The following is a 22,317-nucleotide window of genomic DNA, read 5'->3' on the forward strand; positions in this document are numbered from 1 at the left end:
CCTTCTTGGCATGGTCGGCGCCCTCGTCGCGATCTGGGTGGGCTTCCACCTCTACGGCATCGTCGAGAACGGCAACGGGGTGTTCCTGACGCCGCGGAACCTCTGGAACCTGTCGGTCCAGACGGCATCCATCGGGATCATGGCCTGTGGGATGGTGCTGGTCATCATCACGCGGCACATCGACCTTTCGGTGGGCTCCCTTCTCGGCTTCGCCGCCATGGTCATGGGAATCACCCAGGTCTGGGTTCTGCCGCAATGGCTCGGCCTCGGGCACCCGGCGATCTGGATCATCGCGTCCGTCGTCGGCATGGCGGTTGGAACGCTGATCGGCGCCTTCCATGGCTGGCTGGTCGCCTACCGCGGGATCCCGGCATTCATCGTCACGCTCGGCGGGCTCCTCGTCTGGCGCGGCGCGGCGTTCCTGTTGGCGCGGGGGGAGACGATCTCGCCCGTGGATGCGAAGTTCGCGCTGATCGGCGGCGGTCCCCATGGCTCCATCGGCTCGACGGGAAGCTGGATCGTCGGGCTTGCAGCCTGTGCCGGGATCATCTGGCTTTTGGTGCACGGCCGCAAGCAACGGCTCAAGTTCGACTTCCCGCTGCGACCCATGTGGGCCGAGTACACGCTCGCCATCGTCGGCTGCGGGCTGGTGATCGGGTCCGTACTGCTGGTGAATGCCTATCCCTGGCCGCGCGGGATCGTGAACCAGTACGCCGAGGCACAGGGAATCGAGGTTCCCGAGGGCGGCCTCTTCATCAGCCACGGCTTTGCCATTCCGGTTCTCGTCCTCGCGGTTGTCGGCATCGGGATGACCTTTCTCATGACCCGGACCCGGTTCGGCCGCTATGTCCTCGCCATCGGCGGGAACCCGGACGCGGCAGAACTCGCCGGTATCGACACGCGGTGGATGACGGTCAAGATCTTCGCGCTCATGGGTTTTCTGACGGGGCTTTCGGCCATCGTCGCATCGGCGCGGCTCAACTCCGCCACCAACTCGCTCGGCCAACTCGACGAACTCTACGTCATCGCCGCCGCCGTGATCGGGGGCACGTCCCTCGCCGGCGGGGTGGGCACGATCTACGGCGCGATCATCGGCGCGCTCGTCATGCAGAGCCTGAAGACCGGGATGGTCCTGATCGGCTTCGACGCCGCGATGCAGGACATCGTCGTCGGCATCGTGCTGGTTCTGGCCGTCTATGTGGACAAGCTTTATCGCAGCCGCGCGAAATAGAGGTGACGGAAATGCTCGACAGTCAGAAGTCCCGCACGCCCCTCGTCGAGATGCGCGACATCTCGATCGCCTTCGGCGGCATCAAGGCCGTGGATCACGTCACGGTCGACCTCTATCCCGGCGAGGTTGTCGGCCTGCTGGGACACAATGGCGCCGGCAAGTCAACCTTGATCAAATGCCTCTCCGGCGCCTACCAGGCGGACTCGGGCGATATCTGGATCAGCGGCGAGAAGGCCGAGATCCGGAATCCGCGAGACGCGCGGAAATACAACATCGAGACGATCTACCAGACGCTGGCGCTCGCCGACAATCTGGATGCCGCCTCCAATCTCTTCCTTGGCCGAGAGCTGGTAACGCCCGCGGGTCTTGTGGACGATGCGCGAATGGAGGCCGAGACGCGCAAGATCATGGGTCGGCTCAACCCGAACTTCCGCAAATTCAACGTGCCGGTTTCGGCGCTTTCCGGCGGACAACGGCAATCGGTTGCCATCGCGCGCGCCGTCTACTTCGACGCGCGAATCCTCATCATGGACGAGCCCACGGCTGCGCTGGGTCCGCACGAGACGCAGATGGTGGCGGAGCTGATCCAGGAGTTGAAGGCGCAGGGGCTCGGCATCTTCCTGATCGAGCATGACATCCACAACGTCATGAAGCTCTGCGACCGCGCCTCCGTGATGAAGAACGGGCAGCTCGTGGGCACTGTTAACGTCGACGAGGTCACCGACGAAGACATTCTCGGCATGATCATCCTCGGCAAGAAACCCGAAAGGGCTGCCTGAGATGTATCTCGGCCTCGATCTTGGCACGTCGGGTCTGAAGGCCATTCTGATAGACAATGACCAGGCCGTTGTTGCAGAGGCGACGGCGCCGCTCTCGGTTTCGCGCCCGCAGGATGGCTGGTCGGAACAGTCCCCGGCAGACTGGATCGCCGCGGCCGAGGCGGCCATCGGCGCGCTCCCGGCAGAGGGACGCGCCGCGATCCGCGGCATCGGACTTTCGGGCCAGATGCACGGGGCGACCCTCCTGGACACCGCTGATGATGTGCTCAGGCCCTGTATCCTCTGGAACGACACGCGCGCACATGCGGAGGCGGCGATGCTGGATGCTGACCCCCGTTTTCGCGCGATCACCGGCAATACGGTCTTTCCCGGATTCACCGCGCCCAAGCTCCTTTGGGTGAAGGCGCACGAGTCGCAGGTGTTCGCGCGCGTGGCGAAGGTTCTCCTGCCGAAGGACTACCTGAGGCTCTGGCTCACTGGCGAGCACGTTGCCGAAATGTCCGATGCCGCGGGAACGGGCTGGCTCGATACCGGCAGGCGACTGTGGGCGGAGGAATTGCTCGCCACGACCTTCCTGCCGCCCGAGGCAATGCCTCGACTTGTCGAGGGCTCGGAGGTCTCGGCGCAGGTCCGCCCCGAGATTGCGGCGCGGTTCGGATTCGGGCGCAACGTCGTGGTCGCCGGAGGCGCGGGCGACAACGCGGCGGCCGCGATCGGCGTCGGGGTCGTCTCGTCGGGGCAGGCCTTTGTTTCCCTTGGCACATCCGGCGTGCTTTTCGCAGCGAACGACGGCTATCGGCCAGACCCGGCCACAGCGGTCCACACTTTCTGCCATGCCCTGCCGGACAGGTGGCACCAGATGGGCGTGATCCTGGCCGCTACGGATGCCCTGAACTGGTACGCCCGGCTTGCCGGCGCCGAGGTGGCGACGCTCACAGGGGCGCTCGGCGCGCTGGAGCCGCCGGGAAAGACGCGCTTCCTGCCCTATCTAGGCGGCGAGCGGACTCCGCTGAACGATGCGGCGATCCGGGGCGCGTTCGTCGGACTTGAGCACGCGACTGACCGGGAGGCGGCGACGCGGGCGGTTCTGGAGGGGGTGACTTTCGCCATCCGGGACTGCCGGGACGCGCTGGCGGCCACCGGAACGCGCATCGACCGGCTTGTCGCCGTTGGCGGCGGGTCGCGATCCGACTACTGGCTTTCGGCGATCGCCACGGCACTGGCAACACCCGTCTCCGTTCCCGTCGCCGGCGATTTCGGCGGGGCCTTCGGTGCGGCGCGGCTGGCGATCATGGCAGTCACCGGCGCGGGGGCCGGCATCGCCACTCCGCCGGCGACCGCGCGCACGTTCGAGCCGCAAACGCGGCTGATTGCAGCCTTCGACGACGGTTTCGCCCGCTACCGGGCGGCGCAGTCGGCCATCGCGGGCCTAACCTGAGGGACTTCCATGACCGGTTACTTCAACGGCATTCCCGCCATTCGCTACGAGGGACCGGAGAGCGAGAATGATTTCGCCTTCCGCCACTACAATCCGGACGAGGTGGTTGCGGGCAGGCGCATGGAGGACCACCTGCGCTTCGCCGTCGCCTATTGGCACAGCTTCGCGTGGCCCGGCGGCGACCCCTTCGGCGGGCAGACGTTCGAGCGTCCCTGGTTCGGCGACACGATGGAGCACGCGCGCCTGAAGGCAGATGCAGCCTTCGAGATGTTCGACATCCTCGGTGTCCCGTACTTCTGCTTTCACGACGCCGACGTGCGCCCGGAGGCCGGCAGTTTCGCCGCGAGCCTGAAGCAGTTCGAGGCGATCGTCGACCACTTCGGCGCGAAGATGCAGACGCATCGCGCCCGGCTGCTGTGGAGCACGGCGAACCTCTTCTCCCACCGCCGATTCATGGCCGGGGCCGCGACGAATCCCGATCCGGAGGTCTTTGCCTGGTCGGCGGCGACGGTGAAGGCCTGCATGGATGCGACCCACAGGCTCGGGGGCCAGAACTATGTCCTCTGGGGCGGGCGCGAAGGATATGAGACGCTTCTCAACACCGATCTTGGACGCGAACGCCATCAGGCGGGGCGGTTCCTGCAGATGGTCGTTGATTACAAGCACCGGATTGGATTCAAGGGAACGATCCTCATCGAGCCGAAGCCGCAGGAGCCCTCGAAACACCAGTACGACTACGACGTGGCAACGGTCTACGGGTTCCTCAAGGATTTCGGGCTCGAACAAGAGGTGAAGGTGAACATCGAGCAGGGGCACGCGATCCTCGCCGGCCACTCCTTCGAACACGAGATCGCGCTCGCCGCCTCGCTTGGCATCTTTGGCTCCATCGACATGAACCGTAACGACTACCAGTCAGGCTGGGACACCGATCAGTTCCCCGACTCCGTTCCCGAAATGGCGCGGGCCTATTACGAGATCCTGCGTGCGGGTGGCTTCACGACGGGCGGCACGAATTTCGATGCCAAGCTTCGGCGGCAGAGCCTTGATCCGGAGGACCTGATCCTTGCGCATGTCGGCGCCATGGATATCTGCGCGCGCGCGCTGAAGGCGGCGGCCGCGCTCCTGCAGGACGGTGCGCTCGAACGTGCGCGGGCGGAACGCTATGCCGGTTGGGATCGGCCGGAGGCGAAAAGCATGCTCGCCACGGGGACGCTTGAGTCGATCTCCGCTCGCGTGCTGGAATCGGGGCTTGACCCCAAGCCGCGATCCGGTTGCCAGGAACGGCTGGAAAATCTCTGGAATCGATTCGTGTAGACGGCTTTCTGCCCAACGGTTCCCGGCGATCGGTAGCGCGTGCGGGAAATCTCGGATCCATGATTCGTTCTCGTTTTCAAGGCTCTCTCAGGGTTACTCGCCTTTAGGGTTAACGAATTGCCCAAGATTCGGCTGAATCACGGCGCGAATCCGCCGGTTTTTCCAGTTGTTCTCGCCATGGAAAAATTAGGCGTCGCAAATCCGTAACGTTTCCATCCATAGTGTCCCGTGTCGGACATCTGGGGGCGTCCGGACAACCTGCCTAGGAGACACTGGGATGGCTGCCCCCTTTTTCGAGTTCCGCGACCACGTAATCCCGCTGCAACGCCCACCCTACTATCGCGTCCGCGGCAAGCGATTACTCGACGTAACGGCGGTAGTCTTGATGGTCCCGGTGGTCCTGCCGCTCATGATCTTGATTGCCCTGGTCACGGCATTCGGTGGCGGCCAACCCTTCTACTCGCAATTGCGTGTCGGGCGTGACGGCAAGACCTTTCGGTGTTGGAAGGTCCGCACCATGGTTCGGGATGCCGATGCCACCCTGGTCCGCCTTCTTTCGGAGAACCCGGACCTTGCCGCGGAATGGCAGCATCGTCAGAAGCTGTCACGCGACCCCCGGGTCACCCGGTTTGGGGCGTTCCTGCGCAAGACGAGCCTCGATGAACTCCCGCAGCTTTGGAACGTCTTCAACGGGACGATGAGCCTGGTCGGTCCTCGGCCCTTCACGCCCGATCAGTCCGAAATGTATCCCGGCGGCAGGGGCGCGGCTGACTATTACCGGATGCTGCCCGGCATCACCGGCCTGTGGCAGACCAGCCAGCGCAACCGCAGCTCCTTCGCGGAGCGTGCCGCCTATGACAGCGCCTACTTCGCCCAGATCGGCTTCCTCATGGACCTGCGGATCCTGTTGCGCACCGTGTCCGTTGTCCTCCGCGGCACCGGAGTGTGATCAACCAAAGCGCTTCCAGATCGCGCCGTCACCCAAGGACCCGATGAAGGCCGAATGAGCGGCCTTTTCCTCGGCGCTCAGGCGAGGGGCGAGCGGAACCGGTCGCGGCGCCGCCTTCCAGGCCCCGGTCACCGAGGCCTTCGCCGGGTTTGCCGCTGCCGCAAACGCGAGGTCTGGCTGTCGACCGCCGATGAGCTCGAGGTACACCTCGGCCAGAAGCTCGCTGTCGAGGAGCGCGCCATGCTTTTCGCGTGCCGAATTGTCGATTCCAAAACGGCGGCAAAGTGCGTCCAGCGACGCCGGCGAGCCAGGGAACTTTCGCCGGGCCATGGCCACGGTATCGACGGCGCGCTCAAGCGTGATCGCCGGCAGGCTGAGCCAGGCAAGTTCGGCGTTCAGGAACTTCATGTCGAAGGCGGCATTGTGGATCACCAGCCGCGAATCCATCCCGATGAACTCGAGGAATTCCGCCGCGATTTCGGCGAAGCGTGGCTTTCCACGCAAGAAGTCGTCGCCCAGTCCGTGAACCTCAAACGCCTCGACTGGCATGGCGCGTTCGGGATTGATGTACTGGTGAAAGGTCCGCCCCGTCGGCACGTGATTGAAAAGCTCGATCGCGCCAATCTCGACGATACGGTGGCCTTCGGCCGGCTCGAATCCCGTGGTCTCGGTATCCAGAACGATTTCACGCATGGGCGGCCCTTATCCTCGCCAGCAAGTCCCGCACGGCTGCCCGGGTGTCGTCAAGGTTCAGCGTCTCGATGACATGGGTCGCGCGGGCGCGTTTCTCGGCGTCCGGCAGCTGTCGTGCAAGGATCGCCTTGAATTGTGCCTCGGTCATTCCCGGCCGGGCGAGAACGCGGGCACGCTGGATCTCTGCCGGCGCGGTTACGACGAGGGTAGCATCCATGATCTTGTCCGCACCCGTCTCGAAGAGAAGCGGAACGTCGAGGAGGACGATCCGGGCACCCTCCCGGCCAGCCCTGTCGATGAAGTCGGCGCGGTCGGCTGCGACGAGCGGATGGATCGCCGCCTCGATCGCCGGGAGCGCCCGGGGGTCTTCCGCGATCCAGTCCTTGAGCCGTCGGCGATCGACCGCGCCATCCACCACGGCCGCGGGCCGCAGCGCCGCGATGACCGCGGCGCCTGCGCCGCCGCTTGCATAGAGCCGGTCGACGGCCAGATCCGCATCCCAGACGGGAACGCCCTCATTCGCGAACATCTCGGCGGTCGTCGATTTCCCCATGCCGATGGAGCCGGTGAGCCCGAGAAGGTAGGGCCGGCTCATTCCGCAAGAACCGCCGCCCTGAGCGCGTCATCCACTTCGGGACGTATGCCGAACCAGCGCTCGAAGGCCGGCGCCGCCTGATGGAGGAGCATCCCGAGACCATCGACGGTCACGCAGCCGATGCTGGCCGCCTCTTCCAGAAGGTGGGTCCTGAGCGGGTTGTACACGAGATCCGTGACGACGGCCGAGGGCGAGAGTGCATCGAGCGGCACGCGGAACTCCGGCTTGCCCACCATGCCGAGGGACGATGTGTTCACGACCGTCGCGGCGCCTTCGAGCATGTTGCCGGCCTGCACCCAGTCATGGACGGAAACCTTGGCGCCGAACTCCTGGCGGAGCGTCTCGGCGCGCATCCGGGTCCGGTTCGCGACCCTGATCTCGGGCACTCCCACCTCGATCAGCGAGGCGATGACCGCGCGCGCGGCGCCGCCGGCGCCAATGACCGCCGCCGGACCTGACGCCGGGTCCCATTGGGGTGCGTTCTGCCGAAGGTTCGCGATGAAGCCGAATCCGTCCGTGTTGTCGGCGTGAATCCGGCCGTCGCCGCGGAAGATGAGCGTGTTCGCCGCGCCGATGAGCGCCGCGCGATCGGTCACGACATCGGCGAGGCCCAGCACGCTCTCCTTGTGCGGGATGGTCACATTGACACCGACAAAGCCCGCCTTGGGAAGGGCGGCGACGACCTCGCGGAGGTCGGCTTGGGCGACGTCCATGGGAATGTAGTAGCCACGGATGCCGTAAGTCCGCAGCCAGTGGGCGTGGAGGCGGGGGGACTTCGAGTGCGCGATCGGCGATCCGATAACGCCGGCGAGGGGAATTCGGGGATGGTCCGTCATGACGCGATGTCGCCCCGAACGGCAAGCCAGGTCAAGAGTTCGATCAGCGGCAGGCCCAGGATCGTGAAGTGGTCGCCTTCGATTCGCGAAACGAGGCGCACGCCCTCCTCCTCGAGCTTGTAGGCTCCGACGCTCTCCCGGATGCTGTGCCAGTTCCGTTCGACGTAGTCCTTCAGGTAGCTGTCGGAAAGGTCGCGCATGGTAAGCCGCGCCGTTCCGACATGGCGCCAAACCGGCGCACCGTCCCGGCAGGCCACGACGGCCGAGAGCAGGCTGTGGGTCCGCCCGGAAAGGGCCCGGAGTTGGGATAGCGCTTCCCCGGGGGTAGCGGGCTTGGAGAACACACGTCCACCGAGCGCCAGCACCTGATCGCAGCCGAGCACGATCATGCCCGGCGCCCCGTCGCTGACGCGACGCGCCTTCATTTCGGCGAGGGCGTCGGCGAGGGCGCGGGGTTCAGCGCCCTCCGCTTCCAAAGCCGCGCGGATTGCCGCTTCATCGATACGCGCGGGCCTGACCTCCGGGTCGAGGCCGGCATTGCGAAGCAGCGTCGCCCGGATGGGGGAGGCGGAGGCGAGGATCAGGCGCATGGGCACTGGAAGACTCTGTGGACAACCGCAGTCGGAAGGGCGGGAGGACTTGGGGACGAACCTGGACTGCCGGCGAGGTGGGGACAGAAGGGCGTTTCTGTCAATGGCGATCCGGATTTCGTCCAGCTGTGGATCGCCTCTCAGGCAGGCTGTGGACGACAGTGATATCCCCACTCTCGGGGAATCGGGGCCGACCGTCCGGCGCCTCCAAAGAAAAGTACCAATTAATTGAAAAATAACGAAATAATTCCAATTTGTGATCGGTCTGGAGACCTCTCCCGAACTTGCCCACAGATCGCTCCGCATGGGGAAGACAGGGCCTGGACGCCGGCGATCCACATCATGCACAGGCCCTACATCATCAACTTCTCTTTCTTTATCATTTGATTCTATATGGGGTCCGGACCTGATCGGGTGGAGCACCGCGGCGCATGGGCGATTTTCTGGCGACCTTCTATCCCTGGACGAAGGCCCTGCATGTCGTTTCGGTGATCGCGTGGATGGCGGGCCTTTTCTATCTGCCCAGGCTTTTTGTCTATCATGCGGAGCAGGTCGAGCCCGGCAGCCCGACCGATAAGATGTTCCAGACCATGGAACGGCGCCTACTGAAGGCGATCATCAATCCTGCAAGTCTTGCGACTTGGATCTTCGGCCTGGCGCTGGTCTTCACGCCACAGGCAGGCGTCTACTGGACCGAAGTCTGGCCCTGGACGAAGGCCGGTGCAGTCCTTGCAATGACCTGGTTTCACCATTGGCTGGGCTGGCGCCGAAAGGATTTCCTAGCCGGGCGCAACACGCACAGCGGCCGCCAGTACAGGATTATGAACGAAGTTCCGACCGTGCTGATGCTGGTCATCGTGTTTTCGGTGATCGTGAAATTCTGACGCCGAGTTGACTCGGATCGGGCTGCCGGTGTAAGGCCCGATCAAGCCCCGCCGTCCGGATTGGGGTATTTCCCCTGACGATGCCCTGCGCTGGACACTTCCGCGCCTGATCCCGAGTGATTATCCATGACGCAAGAGCGCCTGAACCTTTCCGATCTCAAGGCCAAGAGCCCGGCAGACCTCCTTGCCATGGCCGAGGAGCTGGAGATCGAGAATGCCTCGACGATGCGCAAGGGCGAGATGATGTTCTCGATCCTGAAGGAGCATGCCGAGGAAGGCTGGGAAATCGGCGGCGATGGCGTCCTCGAGGTCCTGCAGGACGGCTTCGGTTTCCTGCGGTCGCCCGAGGCGAACTACCTTCCCGGCCCGGACGACATCTACGTCAGCCCGGACATGATCCGGCAGTATTCGATGCGCACGGGCGACACCGTCGAAGGTGCGATGCGGGCGCCCGGCGAGAACGAGCGCTATTTCGCGATGACCAAGGTCACCCGGATCAATTTCGAGGATCCGGAAAAGGCACGCCACAAGGTCGCCTTCGACAACCTGACACCGCTCTATCCCGACGAGCGGCTGAAGATGGAGATCGAGGACCCGACGATCCGGGACCGGTCTGCGCGGATCATCGACCTCGTGGCACCAATCGGGAAGGGCCAGCGAGGGCTGATCGTCGCGCCACCGCGGACCGGCAAGACGGTGCTCCTCCAGAACATCGCGCACTCGATCGCGACCAACCACCCTGAGTGCTACCTGATCGTCCTTCTCATCGACGAGCGGCCGGAGGAAGTGACCGACATGCAGCGGAGCGTGAAGGGCGAGGTGATCTCCTCGACGTTCGACGAACCGGCGACGCGGCACGTCGCGGTTGCCGAGATGGTGATCGAGAAAGCGAAGCGCCTGGTCGAACACAAGCGAGATGTTGTGATCCTTCTGGATTCGATTACCAGACTTGGTAGGGCCTACAATACGGTCGTGCCCTCGTCAGGCAAGGTCCTGACCGGCGGCGTGGATGCCAATGCGCTTCAGCGGCCGAAGCGGTTCTTCGGCGCGGCGCGGAACATCGAGGAAGGCGGCTCCCTGACGATCATCGCCACGGCTCTGATCGATACCGGCAGCCGCATGGACGAAGTCATCTTCGAAGAGTTCAAGGGAACCGGCAACAGCGAGATCGTTCTGGACCGCAAGGTGGCGGACAAGCGGGTCTTCCCGGCGATGGACATCCTCAAGTCCGGCACACGGAAGGAAGACCTTCTCGTGGATCAGAAGGACCTTCAGAAGACCTATGTCCTGCGCCGGATCCTGAACCCGATGGGGACGACGGACGCGATCGAGTTCCTGATCTCGAAGCTCAAGCAGACGAAGACGAACTCGGAATTCTTCGACTCCATGAACGCCTGAGCGTTCACATTCGGTAGGCCGCGATGGACACGATCTTTGCCCTGGCCTCCGCCCGGGGGAAAGCGGGCGTTGCCGTGATCCGTATCTCCGGGCCTCGCGCCTGGGAAGCCGCCGCGGCGCTCGCCGGACCGTTGCCCGAGGCGCGGCGCGCAGCCGTCCGGCGGCTCAAATCGAACGGCGAACCGCTGGACGAGGCGCTCGTCCTAACCTTCGCGCGTGGCGCGAGCTTCACCGGAGAGTTGGCGGCGGAGCTGCAGATCCATGGCGCGTCCGCGACAATCGCAGCCGTGTTACGAGCCCTTGGAGGAATCGCCGGATTGCGGATGGCTGAACCGGGCGAGTTCACGCGACGCGCGTTGGAGAACGGGCGCCTCGACCTTTCGCAGGTGGAGGGACTCGCGGACCTGATCGACGCAGAAACCGAAGCGCAGAGGAAACAGGCGCTGAGCGTTCTTTCGGGCGCGGTCAGCAGGCAAGCGGAAGCCTGGCGCCGCGACCTCATCCGCGCGGCGGCCCTGCTCGAGGTTACGATCGACTTCGCCGACGAGGACGTTCCCGTCGATGTCGGGCCGGAGGTTCTGCGGCTTGTCGAGGGTGTGGCCGGGGAACTGCGGCGCGCCATCGCGGGCTTCGGCGCCGCCGAGCGGGTGCGCCAGGGCTTCGAGGTGGCCATTGTTGGCCGGCCCAACGCCGGGAAGTCCACCCTCCTCAATGCGCTTGCCGGCCGGGAAGCTGCGATCACATCGGAGACCGCGGGTACGACGCGGGATGTCATCGAGGTGCGGATGGATGTCGACGGGCTCGCCGTGACGTTCCTGGATACGGCGGGCCTGCGGGCCGCGGGAGACGACATCGAGCGGATCGGTGTGCGCCGCGCGGTCGACCGTGCGGAGGCGGCCGACCTCCGGATCTTCTTGCTCGATCACGAGCGGGACGTGCCGATGGTGTCGGTGCGGGAAGGGGATATCGTCGCGCGTGGAAAGGCCGATCTGAGCCCCGATGCCGAAGTGGGGCTGCTCTCGGTTTCCGGCAAGACGGGGGCCGGCATCGGCGATCTCATCCGCCGGGTCTCGGAAAAACTTTCCGGGCGCTCGGCCTCTGCCGGCATCATTACCCGCGAACGCCAGCGACAGGCCATCGCAGACGCCGTTTCCTCTATGGAATCGGCTTGCGATGAAGTAAGAGCGGGGCCATCTCGGACCGAGATTGCGGCAGAATACCTGAGGCGCAGCGCCCGAAGGCTGGATTCCCTGCTTGGCCGGGTGGATGTCGAGGACCTTCTGGACGACATCTTCGCCCGTTTTTGCATCGGAAAGTAGGAGCGTTTCACGTGAAACAGTTCGATGTCATCGTCATCGGTGGCGGCCATGCGGGAGCCGAGGCCGCTCACGCATCGGCGCGGATGGGCGCGAATACGGCCCTTGTGACACTGCGACTCGCCGGAATTGGCGTGATGTCCTGCAATCCGGCGATAGGCGGGCTAGGCAAGGGCCACCTGGTCCGCGAGATCGACGCCATGGACGGTGTGATGGGCCGCGTTGCCGACCGTGCCGGGATTCAGTTCCGGCTTCTGAACCGACGCAAGGGGCCTGCCGTCCAGGGCCCGCGCGCGCAGGCGGACCGCGGTGTCTATCGCGAGGAGATGACCCGTCTGACGCTGGGACAGGAAAACCTGACGGTTCTTCAAGCGGAAGTCGCAGCCCTGATCTTGACGGACCAGGGAACAACCGGCGTTAGGCTGCTGGACGGTTCTGAAATCCGCTGCGGGGCAGTGGTCCTTACCGCGGGGACGTTCCTGAACGGCGTCATCCACATCGGCGACCGACGCAGCGCAGGCGGGCGAATGGGTGACCGGCCTTCGATCGTGCTGGCCGAGCAACTGGCGTCGCTCGGCCTCCCCCTCGGCCGGCTCAAGACCGGGACGCCGCCCAGGCTCGATGGCCGGACGATTGCGTGGGACCTGCTCGAACGCCAATCCGGCGATGACGAGCCGACGATGTTTTCCTTCCTCAGCCGCCGTCCGTTCCTGCGCCAGCTGGACTGCGGGATTACCCATACGAATGAGCGCACACACGACATCATTCGGGAGAATCTCGGCCGGTCAGCGATGTACGGCGGGCACATCGAAGGCGTCGGCCCGCGGTATTGCCCCTCGATCGAGGACAAGATCGTGCGGTTCGCGGAAAAGGAGTCCCACCAGGTATTCCTTGAACCCGAGGGGCTGAACGACAGCACCGTATATCCGAATGGCATTTCCACCTCGCTGCCGGAGGAGGTGCAAGAGCGCTACGTGCATTCCATTCGCGGGCTAGAAGAGGCCAGGATCCTCCAGCCCGGGTACGCGATCGAGTATGATTATGTCGATCCCCGCGCGCTCAAGGCGACGCTGGAGGTTCGGGACATGGGCGGGCTCTACCTGGCCGGCCAGATCAACGGTACGACCGGATACGAAGAGGCGGCGGCCCAGGGCCTCGTTGCCGGCCTGAACGCGGCGCTTGCGGCACAGGGACGGCCGCCGGCCGTCTTCAGCCGCTCGCAGAGCTACATTGGCGTCATGATCGACGACCTCGTCTCTCGTGGCGTGACGGAGCCCTACAGGATGTTCACGTCACGCGCCGAGTTCCGGCTTTCGCTTCGCGCGGACAATGCGGACCAGAGACTGACCCCGCTGGCGCTGGAACTCGGTTGCGCCGGCGAGGAGCGTCGCCGCGCGTTTGGCGTGAAGATGGAGGCCCTGTCGGAGGGCCTTGCTGCACTTGAAGCGGTGACACTCACGCCGCGCCAGGCCGCCCTGGCTGGGATCAGCGTGGGGCAGGACGGCCAGCGGCGCAGCGCATTCGAGTACCTCTCGTTTCCGGACGTCTCTTTCGAGGACCTTGTGCGCGCCGCGCCGCACCTAGCGGACATCGGACACGAGACCCGAGAGCAGATTGCGCGGGACGCGACCTATGCCGCCTATATGGATCGGCAAAAGGCGGACGTGGACGCGCTTCGCCGCGACGAGGGCCACGAGATTCCCGACTCTTTCGACTATGCGGGGCTTCCGGGCCTTTCGAACGAGCTCAAAGTGAAGCTGGAGCGCGTGCGGCCGCGGACCCTAGCGCAGGCGGGGCGCATCGAGGGTGTCACGCCCGCCGCGCTGGCGCTGATCCTCGCGCGCATCCGTAGGGCGGATCGGCAGCGGGCATTCGGATGACACCGCCCGATTCGCTCGCCGGGCGCAGTGTTTCACGTGAAACAAGGAGTCGTCTGGAACTCCTGGAGATGCTGCTCAGGAAATGGACAAGGGCCATAAACCTTGTGTCGCCTGGTACCTTGGACACTATATGGACACGCCACTTTGCGGACTCCGCGCAAATCTTTGACCTCGCCCCCGAGGGCGCTCGAAACTGGGTTGACCTCGGCAGTGGCGGAGGCTTCCCGGGCCTGGTCGTCGCAATCCTCGCGGCGGCCGAACGCCCGGAGCTGTCGGTGTCGCTCGTCGAGAGTGATCAGCGCAAGGCCGCATTCCTGATGACGGCTGCCCGGACGCTCGATCTCCGGGTAACGGTCATCGCGGAGCGCATCGAGGCGGTTGCGCCGCTTGGCGCCGAGGTCCTGTCCGCCCGGGCCCTGGCGCCCCTCGACCTACTCCTGTCCTATGCCGAACGGCACCTGCTGCCAACCGGCGTGGCGATCTTTCCGAAGGGCGCGGCCGTGGATGACGAGATCGCCCATGCGCTTGAACATTGGCGATTCTCCTATCAAAAGGAGCGCAGCAGAACCGACGCGAGCGGCGTTGTCCTGATCATCGGAGGTATCACCCGTGTCTGACCCGACGCGTCCGCCCGGGCCGCGGATCATCGCCGTCGCCAATCAGAAGGGCGGTGTGGGCAAGACCACGACGGCAATCAACCTTTCCGCGGCGCTGGCGGAGGAGGGACTCAATGTCCTGCTTGTCGACCTCGACCCGCAGGGCAATGCCTCCACCGGGCTCGGCATCGATCCCGCCCGCCGCGGAATGACGACCTACGATCTGCTGATCGAGGACGCCGACCTTGCCGACGTGATCCGCACAACGCGGGTGGAGGGTGTCTGGCTTTGTCCGGCGACGACCGACCTATCGTCGGCCGACATCGAGCTCGTCAGCAACGAGAAGCGCAGCTTCCTCCTGCGCGATGCCCTGCGCCAGCCCGCTATCGACGGGTATGGGTTCGACTATGTGCTCATCGACTGTCCGCCGTCGCTCAGCCTGCTGACCGTCAATGCGATGGTCGCGGCGCATTCGGTCCTGGTGCCGCTGCAGGCGGAATTCTACGCGCTCGAAGGCCTGTCGCAGCTCATGCTGACAATCCGCGAGGTGCGACACTCGGCAAACCCCGATTTGCGGATCGAAGGCGTCGTGCTCACGATGTACGACAGTCGAAACAACCTCTCGCAGCAAGTGGAGGCGGATGCGCGCGCAAATCTTGGCGAACTGGTCTACCGGACGGTCGTTCCGCGCAACGTGCGGCTTTCCGAGGCGCCTTCATTCGCCGTTCCCGTCCTCACCTACGACACGATGTCGAAGGGGGCCATCGCCTACCGTGCGCTCGCGGACGAGATTATTTCCCGACACGGCGGAAGAACCCAGGGAGGGTAGAATGAACGATCGCAAAAGCGAACGGAGGGGCCTTGGCCGCGGGCTGTCCGCACTGATGGCGGATGTGAATCTCGGCGCGACCGGCCGCGCGGACGAGCGGTCGACGCGGGCGGACACCAGGTTGCCGATCGAGCGGATAGAACCCAATCCCGATCAGCCGCGCCGGGACTTCGCGCCCGAGTCGCTGCAGGAGCTTTCGGACTCGATCCGCGCAAAGGGTATCATCCAGCCGCTGATCGTCCGAGAAAAGCTAGGCAAATCAGGTCATTACGAGATCGTTGCCGGAGAGCGGCGGTGGCGTGCGGCACAACTTGCACAGCTCCACGAAGTCCCCGTAATCGTGCGCGAGCTCGACGACACCGAAGTGCTCGAGGTCGCCATAATCGAGAACATTCAGCGGGCTGACCTGAACGCGATCGAAGAGGCGATGGGCTATCGTCAGCTGATGGAGCGATTCGGTCACACACAGGAGAAGCTCGCCGAAGCCCTTGGCAAGAGCCGCAGCCATATCGCGAACCTCTTGCGGCTTCTCACGCTTCCGGAGGACGTGCAGGCTTGGCTCCGCGAAGGCAAGCTCAGCGCCGGCCATGCGCGCGCGCTCGTGACGACGAGTGACCCGACCGCCCTGGCGCGCCAGGTGATCGCCCGGGGCCTCTCGGTCCGTGAGACGGAGCGGCTGGCCAAGGCCCCGCCGGCCACCGGACACAAGAAAGCCTCGCACCCCGAGAAAGACGCGGACACCCGCGTCCTGGAACAGGATCTTTCCGCCAATCTGCGGATGAAGGTGGTGATCGACCACAGGGGGCATGACGGCGGCAACGTGATCATCACGTACAAGTCGCTCGAAGATCTCGACCAGCTTTGCCAGCTCCTTTCGCAGACGCGGTAGGGCTCAGGCGTTCGGCCGTGTCCAGATAAAGGCGGCGACGGCTCCGAGTGCGACGGCCTGCACGACGAGCACCCATGACTTGATCCCAAGAAGCACCGAAAGCAGGAAAGCGGCCAGAATAGACACTGTCGCCAACCGCTTCGCACCGCGCCCGATCGCGCCGCGCTCGCGCCAGTCGCTGATCGGAGGGCCGAAGCTGCGGTGCGACAAGAGCCAGTGGTGCAGGCGCTCGGACGACCGCGCGAAGCCGAAGGCGGCGAGCAGCAGGAGCGGCACGGTGGGCAGAAGCGGCACGAAAATACCGACAGCTCCGAGGATGAGCGCCGATACCCCAAGCGTGAACCAGAACGTCCGCATCATGGCATGAGTTCGCGGATGACCGCATTCAGCACTGCGCGCCCGGAGGTCGTTGCCGTGATCCGGACGCCGTCGCACCGCAGCATCCCGAGGTCCTGCAACCTCTCGACAGTTGCTGGCCGCAAGGGAGTGCCCGCAAGGCGTGCAAGGCGGTCCATGTCCAGCCCCTCGGAAAGGCGCAGCGCCATCAGCAGATATTCGGCCGCCTGATCGCCCGCACTCAGCCCTTCCCGGGGGCGCTCGCCATGTCCGGCAGTCTCGACCTGCGACAGCCAGGCCGCGGGCGTCTTCGGCGTATCCGTCGCCCACCGCTGCCCGTCGAGCGTCAGCCTTCCATGCGCGCCCGGCCCGATCCCGGCGTAGTCGCCGTAACGCCAATAGATCAGATTGTGCCGGCTCTCCGCTCCCTCACCGGCGTGGTTGGAGACTTCATAGGCCGGCATTCCTGCTTCCGACAGAATATCATGTGTTATCAGATACATATCTGCTGCGACGTCGTCATCAGGCAGACCCCTGAGCCCGCCGGCGGCGTGGCGGGCACCGAAGGCTGTGCCGTCCTCGATCGTCAGCTGGTAGAGCGAAAGGTGATCCACCGCCATGGCAAGGGCGGCGCGAAGTTCGCCCACCCAGGCCTCTACGGTCTGATCCTGCCGCGCATAGATCATGTCGAAACTCACGCGCGGGAAAGCCGCGCGCGCGATGGCGAAGGCGGCCCGGGCTTCGGCCGCGGTATGCAGCCGGCCCAGCCGTTTCAGGTCGCCGTCGTCCAGCGCCTGGACGCCCATTGACAGGCGGTTGACCCCGGCGGCCGCATAGGCGCGGAACCGCCCGGCCTCGACGCTGCCGGGGTTGGCCTCCAGGGTCACCTCGAGATCGTTCGCCGTTGGCCAGGTCGCGCGAATCGCCTCGATTACTGCTGCCACGACGTCCGGGTCCATCAGCGAGGGCGTTCCGCCGCCAAAGAAGACCGTGTTCAGGACGCGGCCGGAGGTTTCCGCGCCGATCCTCGCAATTTCACTCAGATAGGCACGCTTCCACCGGTCCTGGTCGATCCAGGCGGTGACATGAGAGTTGAAGTCGCAGTAGGGGCACTTCGAGGCACAGAACGGCCAGTGCAGGTAAAGGCCGAACCCGCCATTCCGCCAGTCTTCCATCTCAGCCCCTGCCGAAACAGGCCACCAGCTTGCCGAAGGCATCCGCGCGGTGGCTGATGCGGTTCTTCTCGGCGGGGTCCAACTCGGCGAAGGTGAGGGCATGTCCGGCAGGCTGGAACATCGGGTCGTAGCCGTGCCCCTGCCGGCCCCGCATCGGCCAGACGACCTGCCCCTCGACCTTGCCCTCGAAAACCTCGTCGTGGCCGTCGGGCCAGGCGAGCACCATCGTCGCGCGGAACCGAGCCGTCCGCGGGTAGGGCGCGTGTGCCCTTTCAAGCTCGTCCCAGGTGCGCGTCATCGCTTGGGTGAAATCGCGCCCGGTCGACGTCTCGGCCCAGTCTGCGGTATGGACACCCGGAGCGCCGCCCAGACCGTCGACCTCGATCCCGCTGTCGTCGGCGAGGGCGGGAAGGCCGGTCGCCCTTGCCGCACCATGGGCCTTGATCCTTGCGTTGCCGATAAAGGTCGCCTCGGTCTCGGCCGGCTCCGGCAGGCCCAATTCGCCGGCACTGACGCAGCCGATGCCGTATGGCGCCAGCAGCGCCGCGATCTCCTCCAGCTTGCCCTTGTTGTGGGTCGCGACCAGAAGCCGGTCGCCAGCGAACTTCCGCATCAGACCGCGGCCTTCTGCGCCGCCACAAGCTCCGCGATGCCCTTGTCGGCGAGGTCGAGGAGCTGGGTCATCTCCTCCCGGCTGAAGGTCGCGCCCTCGGCCGACATCTGCACCTCGACGAGCCGGCCGCGGCCGGTGATGATGAAGTTGCCATCCGTCCCGGCCTCGCTGTCCTCGGCATAATCGAGGTCCAGCACGGGCTGTCCGGCATAGATACCGCAGGAGACGGCGGCGACATGATCGACGACCGGGTCGCCGATCACCGCGCCCGCCTTCATAAGCCGGTTGACCGCGAGCCTGAGTGCCACCCAGCCGCCGGTAATGGAGGCGCAGCGCGTGCCGCCGTCAGCCTGGATCACGTCGCAGTCCACGACGATCTGGCGTTCGCCGAGCGCCACACGGTCCACGCCGGCGCGGAGGGCGCGGCCGATGAGCCGCTGGATCTCCTGCGTGCGGCCGGACTGCTTGCCGGCAGCAGCCTCGCGGCGGTTTCGCGTGTTCGTCGCGCGCGGCAGCATTCCGTATTCGGCCGTTACCCAACCGAGGCCGGTTCCCTTCAGGAACGGTGGCGCCTTGTCCTCGATCGTCGCGGTGCAGAGGACATGGGTGTCGCCGCACCTGATGAGGCAAGATCCCTCGGCGTGCTTGGTGACGCCGGTCTCGATCTCGATGGGACGCATGGCATCAAGTTTCCGGCCGGAGGGTCGCATGGAATGTCCTTTCGCGCGTGTCGCGCCAATTACAGGCCCGCCGCGGGCGGAGGCAACCCCGGATTGACGCCGGTGCCCGCCGATCCTTATCTCTGGGAGGCCATGCCGGAAAGGGACATGCAGAACCGATCGAAGCTCCTGGACGAGATGAACGACCGCTCGCGGGAGGTCTTCCGACGTGTCGTCGAAAGCTATCTCGACACCGGCGATCCGGTCGGCTCGCGCACGCTTTCCCGCACGATGAGCGAACCGGTCTCGGCGGCGACGATCCGCAACGTCATGCAGGACCTCGAATTCCTCGGGCTTCTCGACAGCCCGCATACGTCTGCCGGAAGGGTGCCGACGCAACTCGGCCTCAGGATGTTCGTCGACGGGCTGATGGAGGTTTCCTCGGTCTCGCTCAAGGACCGCGAGGCCATAGACGCAACCACCGGCGGCAACGAACCCGGCATAGCGCCGATGCTCGACCGCATCGGCGCGGCCCTGTCGGGCATCACCCATGGCGCAAGTCTCGTCCTCGCGCCGAAGCATGAGGCGGCGATCCGGCACATCGAGTTCGTGGGGCTCGGCCCGGACCGCGCCCTTGTGGTCCTGGTGTTCGACGACGGGCATGTCGAGAACCGCGTCTTCACGCCGCCGCTCGGGCATACGCAATCCTCTCTGCGGGAGGCCGCCAACTTCCTCAACGCGCTGGCCGAGGGGCGGAGGCTGTCGGAACTCCGGGCCCATATCGTCGAGGAGGTCGGCCGGCGCCGCCGGGAACTTGACGAAGCCGCCCGGGCGCTGGTCGAGAACGGACTCGCCGTTTGGGAGAACCGCGGCGAAACCTCCGAGCGCCTGATCGTGCGCGGCCGCGCGAACCTGATCGACCAGGCCGCCGAGTCCGACCTGGAGCGCATCCGGACGCTCTTCGACGACCTGGAGCGCAAGCGCGACATCGCCGAGTTCCTCGAACTCGCGGAACAGGGCGAGGGCGTGCGCATTTTTATCGGATCGGAGAACAAGTTATTCTCACTTTCGGGTTCCTCTCTGGTGGTCTCTCCCTATATGAACGCTGACCGTAAGATCATCGGCGCCGTGGGCGTGATCGGTCCGACACGGCTCAACTATGGGCGCATCGTGCCGATCGTGGATTATACGGCGCAGCTTGTCGGGAGACTCCTCTCCGGCGAGCGGAAGGGGTAGAGCATGAGCGAGATGAAGAAGGACGAAATCGCCGAGGACCAGGCCCAGATCGGCGAGGAAGCCATTGAGGCCGAGATCATGGCCGACGAGATCGAGGCGCTCCGGGCCGAGCGGGACGAATTGCGCGACCGGTTCATGCGGGCGCTCGCCGACGCCGAGAATATCCGCAAGCGCGGCGACCGCGACCGGCGCGAGGCCGAACAATATGGCGGGTCAAGGCTCGCCCGCGACCTTCTGCCGGTCTACGACAACCTCAGGCGCGCGCTCGAATCCGCCGGCGCGGACCAGCGGGAAGCCGCCAAGGCGCTCATCGAGGGCGTGGAGCTCACGATGAAGGAACTCATCGCGGTTCTCGGCAAGCACGGGGTGCAGCCGGTGGCACCTCAGATCGGCGACGCCTTCGACCCACAGGTCCACCAAGCGATGTTCGAGGCACCGGTGCCGGGGACGAAGGCCGGCGACATCATCCAGGTGATGACCGAAGGCTTCATGCTGCACGAACGGCTTCTGCGACCGGCCCAGGTCGGCGTGAGTTCGACGCCGAAATCGTAGGGCGACCGATCAATCCCCAAGGATCGACTTGAGATCATAAAGGGCGGCCAGCGCCTCAAGGGGCGTCATCTCGTCAGGATGAAGGGCGGCAAGGCGAGCCTCCAGTTTTGACGGCCCTTTCGGTTGCGGCCGCGCAATCGCTGGCGCCGCGTTGAACAGCGGCAGGTCGTCGATCAGCGCGTGCTTGCGCGTGCCGCCCTCTCGCTCGCCCTTCTCGAGCGCCTCGAGCACCACCTTCGCGCGCTCCACGACGGCCGCCGGCAGCCCGGCAAGGCGGGCGACCTGCACGCCGTAGCTGCGGTCCGCCGCGCCCTTCCTCACCTCATGAAGGAAGACCACCTCTCCCTCCCATTCCTTCACGGCAACGGTTGCATTCTCGACTCCGGGGAGCTTGCGGGCGAGGGCGGTCATCTCGTGGTAGTGCGTGGCGAAAAGCGCGCGGGCCCGGTTGACGTCGTGGAGGTGCTCGAGCGTGGCCCAGGCTATAGAAAGCCCGTCATAGGTCGCGGTGCCACGGCCGATCTCGTCAAGGATCACCAGCGCCCGGTCGTCCGCGCGGTTGAGGATTGCTGCCGTCTCGACCATTTCGACCATGAAGGTGGAGCGGCCGCGGGCGAGGTCGTCGGCCGCACCCACGCGGCTGAAGATCTGGCTGACGAGACCGATCCGGGCCCGGCGCGCCGGGACGAAGCTGCCGGCCTGGGCCAGGAGGGCGATCAGCGCGTTCTGTCTGAGAAAGGTGGACTTGCCGGCCATGTTCGGCCCGGTGAGCAGCCAGATCGCCGGGGTGTCGCCTGCGGTCAGCAGGCAATCGTTGGCCACGAAGGTTTCGCCCCTGCGTTTCAGCGCGCGTTCCACGATTGGGTGACGCCCGCCCTCGACCTCGAAGGCGCGGCTCTCGTCCACCACCGGCTCGACCCAGTCCTCGCCGCGGGCGAGATCGGCGAGCGCGGCGGCAAGGTCGATCTCGGCCAGCGCACGCGCGGCGCCGGAAATCGGCCCGGCGGCGTCCAGCACCATCGTCCTCAGGCCGTCATAGAGCCGCTTTTCGATCTCCAGTGCCCGGCTTCCCGCGTTCAGGATCCGCGCCTCCATCTCGGACAGGGGCACGGTGGTAAAGCGCACCTGGCCTGCCGTGGTCTGCCGGTGGATGAAGGTCCCGCTGAGCGGCGCGGACAGCATCCGGTCGGCATGGGTCGAGGTCGTCTCGATGAAGTAGCCAAGCACGTTGTTGTGCTTGATCTTGAGACTCTGGATTCCCGTTTGCGCGATGTATTCCGACTGCATCCGGGCAATGACGCTGCGACCCTCGTCGCGCAGTTGCCGCACCTCGTCCAGCTCCGCGTCGTGGCCCGCGGCGATGAACCCGCCGTCCCGGACGAGAAGCGGCGGATCGGCCACGAGTGCAGCATCGAGACGGGCGACGTCGTCGTCATGGCCAAGAAGCGCGAGCCGGGCGCCGGCGAGCCGCTCCGGCAGCTCTCCAGCGAGCCGGCCGGCGATCCGTCCCGCCTCCGCCAGGCCCGAGC

General features: G+C 65.5%; 23 protein-coding genes. 14 read left to right on the plus strand and 9 right to left on the minus strand.

What is annotated here, in order from left to right; translation table 11 throughout:
* From F9K34_RS08210 to F9K34_RS08230, 5 genes are all read left to right on the plus strand, one after another.
* Positions 1–1,231 (plus strand): sugar ABC transporter permease (locus tag F9K34_RS08210; protein WP_291336430.1); only part of this gene is annotated, 1,231 nt, incomplete at its 5' end.
* 11 nt (positions 1,232–1,242) lie between these two features.
* Positions 1,243–2,010 (plus strand): ATP-binding cassette domain-containing protein, encoded by a 768-nt coding sequence (locus F9K34_RS08215; RefSeq protein ID WP_291336431.1) that lies wholly within the window; start codon positions 1,243–1,245, stop codon positions 2,008–2,010.
* A gap of 1 nt (position 2,011) precedes the next feature.
* Entirely contained in the window at positions 2,012–3,448 is a 1,437-nt protein-coding gene (gene xylB, locus F9K34_RS08220; protein WP_291336432.1) for a xylulokinase, read from the plus strand.
* 9 nt (positions 3,449–3,457) lie between these two features.
* Complete coding sequence (gene xylA, locus F9K34_RS08225; RefSeq protein WP_291336433.1) at positions 3,458–4,762, plus strand: xylose isomerase; 1,305 nt, start codon at positions 3,458–3,460, stop codon at positions 4,760–4,762.
* Between the two features lie 277 nt (positions 4,763–5,039).
* Positions 5,040–5,711: a sugar transferase gene (locus tag F9K34_RS08230; protein WP_291336434.1), complete on the plus strand. Its 672-nt coding sequence runs from the start codon at positions 5,040–5,042 to the stop codon at positions 5,709–5,711.
* Here F9K34_RS08230 and dnaQ read toward each other — a convergent pair whose 3' ends face one another.
* The 4 genes from dnaQ to F9K34_RS08250 are packed head-to-tail and all read right to left on the minus strand — an operon-like array spanning position 5,712 to position 8,431.
* Entirely contained in the window at positions 5,712–6,404 is a 693-nt protein-coding gene (gene dnaQ / locus F9K34_RS08235; RefSeq protein ID WP_291336435.1) for a DNA polymerase III subunit epsilon, read from the minus strand. It abuts the gene before it with no gap.
* Positions 6,397–6,999 (minus strand): dephospho-CoA kinase, encoded by a 603-nt coding sequence (coaE, locus tag F9K34_RS08240; protein ID WP_291336436.1) that lies wholly within the window; start codon positions 6,997–6,999, stop codon positions 6,397–6,399. Before coaE ends, dnaQ begins: the two co-directional genes overlap by 8 nt.
* The gene (locus F9K34_RS08245; RefSeq protein WP_291336437.1) at positions 6,996–7,835 is read right to left on the minus strand and encodes a shikimate dehydrogenase; all 840 of its coding nucleotides are present in this window, start codon (positions 7,833–7,835) and stop codon (positions 6,996–6,998) included. Before F9K34_RS08245 ends, coaE begins: the two co-directional genes overlap by 4 nt.
* On the minus strand, positions 7,832–8,431 hold the full coding sequence (locus F9K34_RS08250; protein WP_291336438.1) for a Maf family protein: 600 nt from the start codon (positions 8,429–8,431) through the stop codon (positions 7,832–7,834). The genes F9K34_RS08245 and F9K34_RS08250 overlap by 4 nt, the downstream gene beginning before the upstream one ends.
* A gap of 425 nt (positions 8,432–8,856) precedes the next feature.
* Between F9K34_RS08250 and F9K34_RS08255 the strand changes: the two genes are divergently transcribed.
* The 7 genes from F9K34_RS08255 (at position 8,857) to F9K34_RS08285 (ending at position 16,217) form a co-directional block, all read left to right on the plus strand.
* A complete protein-coding gene (locus F9K34_RS08255; protein WP_291336439.1) occupies positions 8,857–9,309 on the plus strand; it encodes a CopD family protein in 453 nt (150 codons plus the stop codon).
* A 126-nt stretch (positions 9,310–9,435) separates the two neighbouring features.
* On the plus strand, positions 9,436–10,707 hold the full coding sequence (rho, locus tag F9K34_RS08260; RefSeq protein ID WP_291336440.1) for a transcription termination factor Rho: 1,272 nt from the start codon (positions 9,436–9,438) through the stop codon (positions 10,705–10,707).
* Between the two features lie 23 nt (positions 10,708–10,730).
* Complete coding sequence (gene mnmE, locus F9K34_RS08265) at positions 10,731–12,026, plus strand: tRNA uridine-5-carboxymethylaminomethyl(34) synthesis GTPase MnmE (RefSeq protein ID WP_291336441.1); 1,296 nt, start codon at positions 10,731–10,733, stop codon at positions 12,024–12,026.
* An 11-nt stretch (positions 12,027–12,037) separates the two neighbouring features.
* On the plus strand, positions 12,038–13,903 hold the full coding sequence (gene mnmG / locus F9K34_RS08270) for a tRNA uridine-5-carboxymethylaminomethyl(34) synthesis enzyme MnmG (RefSeq protein WP_291336442.1): 1,866 nt from the start codon (positions 12,038–12,040) through the stop codon (positions 13,901–13,903).
* 68 nt (positions 13,904–13,971) lie between these two features.
* Positions 13,972–14,520, plus strand: a complete 549-nt coding sequence (gene rsmG / locus F9K34_RS08275; protein WP_366557837.1) for a 16S rRNA (guanine(527)-N(7))-methyltransferase RsmG — start codon at positions 13,972–13,974, stop codon at positions 14,518–14,520.
* Positions 14,513–15,328, plus strand: a complete 816-nt coding sequence (locus F9K34_RS08280; RefSeq protein ID WP_291336444.1) for a ParA family protein — start codon at positions 14,513–14,515, stop codon at positions 15,326–15,328. Before rsmG ends, F9K34_RS08280 begins: the two co-directional genes overlap by 8 nt.
* Position 15,329: 1 nt before the next feature.
* Positions 15,330–16,217, plus strand: coding sequence for a ParB/RepB/Spo0J family partition protein (locus tag F9K34_RS08285; protein ID WP_291336445.1), 888 nt, complete (start codon positions 15,330–15,332; stop codon positions 16,215–16,217).
* Positions 16,218–16,220: 3 nt separating this feature from the next.
* Here the strand turns inward: F9K34_RS08285 and F9K34_RS08290 are convergent, their stop codons facing one another.
* The 4 genes from F9K34_RS08290 to rph are packed head-to-tail and all read right to left on the minus strand — an operon-like array spanning position 16,221 to position 19,051.
* Positions 16,221–16,574, minus strand: a complete 354-nt coding sequence (locus F9K34_RS08290; RefSeq protein ID WP_291336452.1) for a YbaN family protein — start codon at positions 16,572–16,574, stop codon at positions 16,221–16,223.
* The gene (hemW, locus tag F9K34_RS08295; RefSeq protein ID WP_291336446.1) at positions 16,574–17,728 is read right to left on the minus strand and encodes a radical SAM family heme chaperone HemW; all 1,155 of its coding nucleotides are present in this window, start codon (positions 17,726–17,728) and stop codon (positions 16,574–16,576) included. The genes F9K34_RS08290 and hemW overlap by 1 nt, the downstream gene beginning before the upstream one ends.
* Position 17,729: 1 nt before the next feature.
* Complete coding sequence (locus F9K34_RS08300; RefSeq protein WP_291336447.1) at positions 17,730–18,341, minus strand: non-canonical purine NTP pyrophosphatase; 612 nt, start codon at positions 18,339–18,341, stop codon at positions 17,730–17,732.
* Positions 18,341–19,051: a ribonuclease PH gene (gene rph / locus F9K34_RS08305; RefSeq protein ID WP_291336448.1), complete on the minus strand. Its 711-nt coding sequence runs from the start codon at positions 19,049–19,051 to the stop codon at positions 18,341–18,343. The genes F9K34_RS08300 and rph overlap by 1 nt, the downstream gene beginning before the upstream one ends.
* Positions 19,052–19,168: 117 nt before the next feature.
* Between rph and hrcA the strand changes: the two genes are divergently transcribed.
* On the plus strand, positions 19,169–20,236 hold the full coding sequence (gene hrcA / locus F9K34_RS08310; protein WP_291336449.1) for a heat-inducible transcriptional repressor HrcA: 1,068 nt from the start codon (positions 19,169–19,171) through the stop codon (positions 20,234–20,236).
* A 3-nt stretch (positions 20,237–20,239) separates the two neighbouring features.
* Positions 20,240–20,788, plus strand: coding sequence for a nucleotide exchange factor GrpE (locus tag F9K34_RS08315; RefSeq protein ID WP_291336450.1), 549 nt, complete (start codon positions 20,240–20,242; stop codon positions 20,786–20,788).
* A 9-nt stretch (positions 20,789–20,797) separates the two neighbouring features.
* Here F9K34_RS08315 and mutS read toward each other — a convergent pair.
* Positions 20,798–22,317 (minus strand): DNA mismatch repair protein MutS (gene mutS, locus F9K34_RS08320; protein ID WP_291336451.1); only part of this gene is annotated, 1,520 nt, incomplete at its 5' end.

The organism is Albidovulum sp., from assembly GCF_008933605.1.
In the GTDB taxonomy this organism is placed as follows: domain Bacteria; phylum Pseudomonadota; class Alphaproteobacteria; order Rhodobacterales; family Rhodobacteraceae; genus Albidovulum.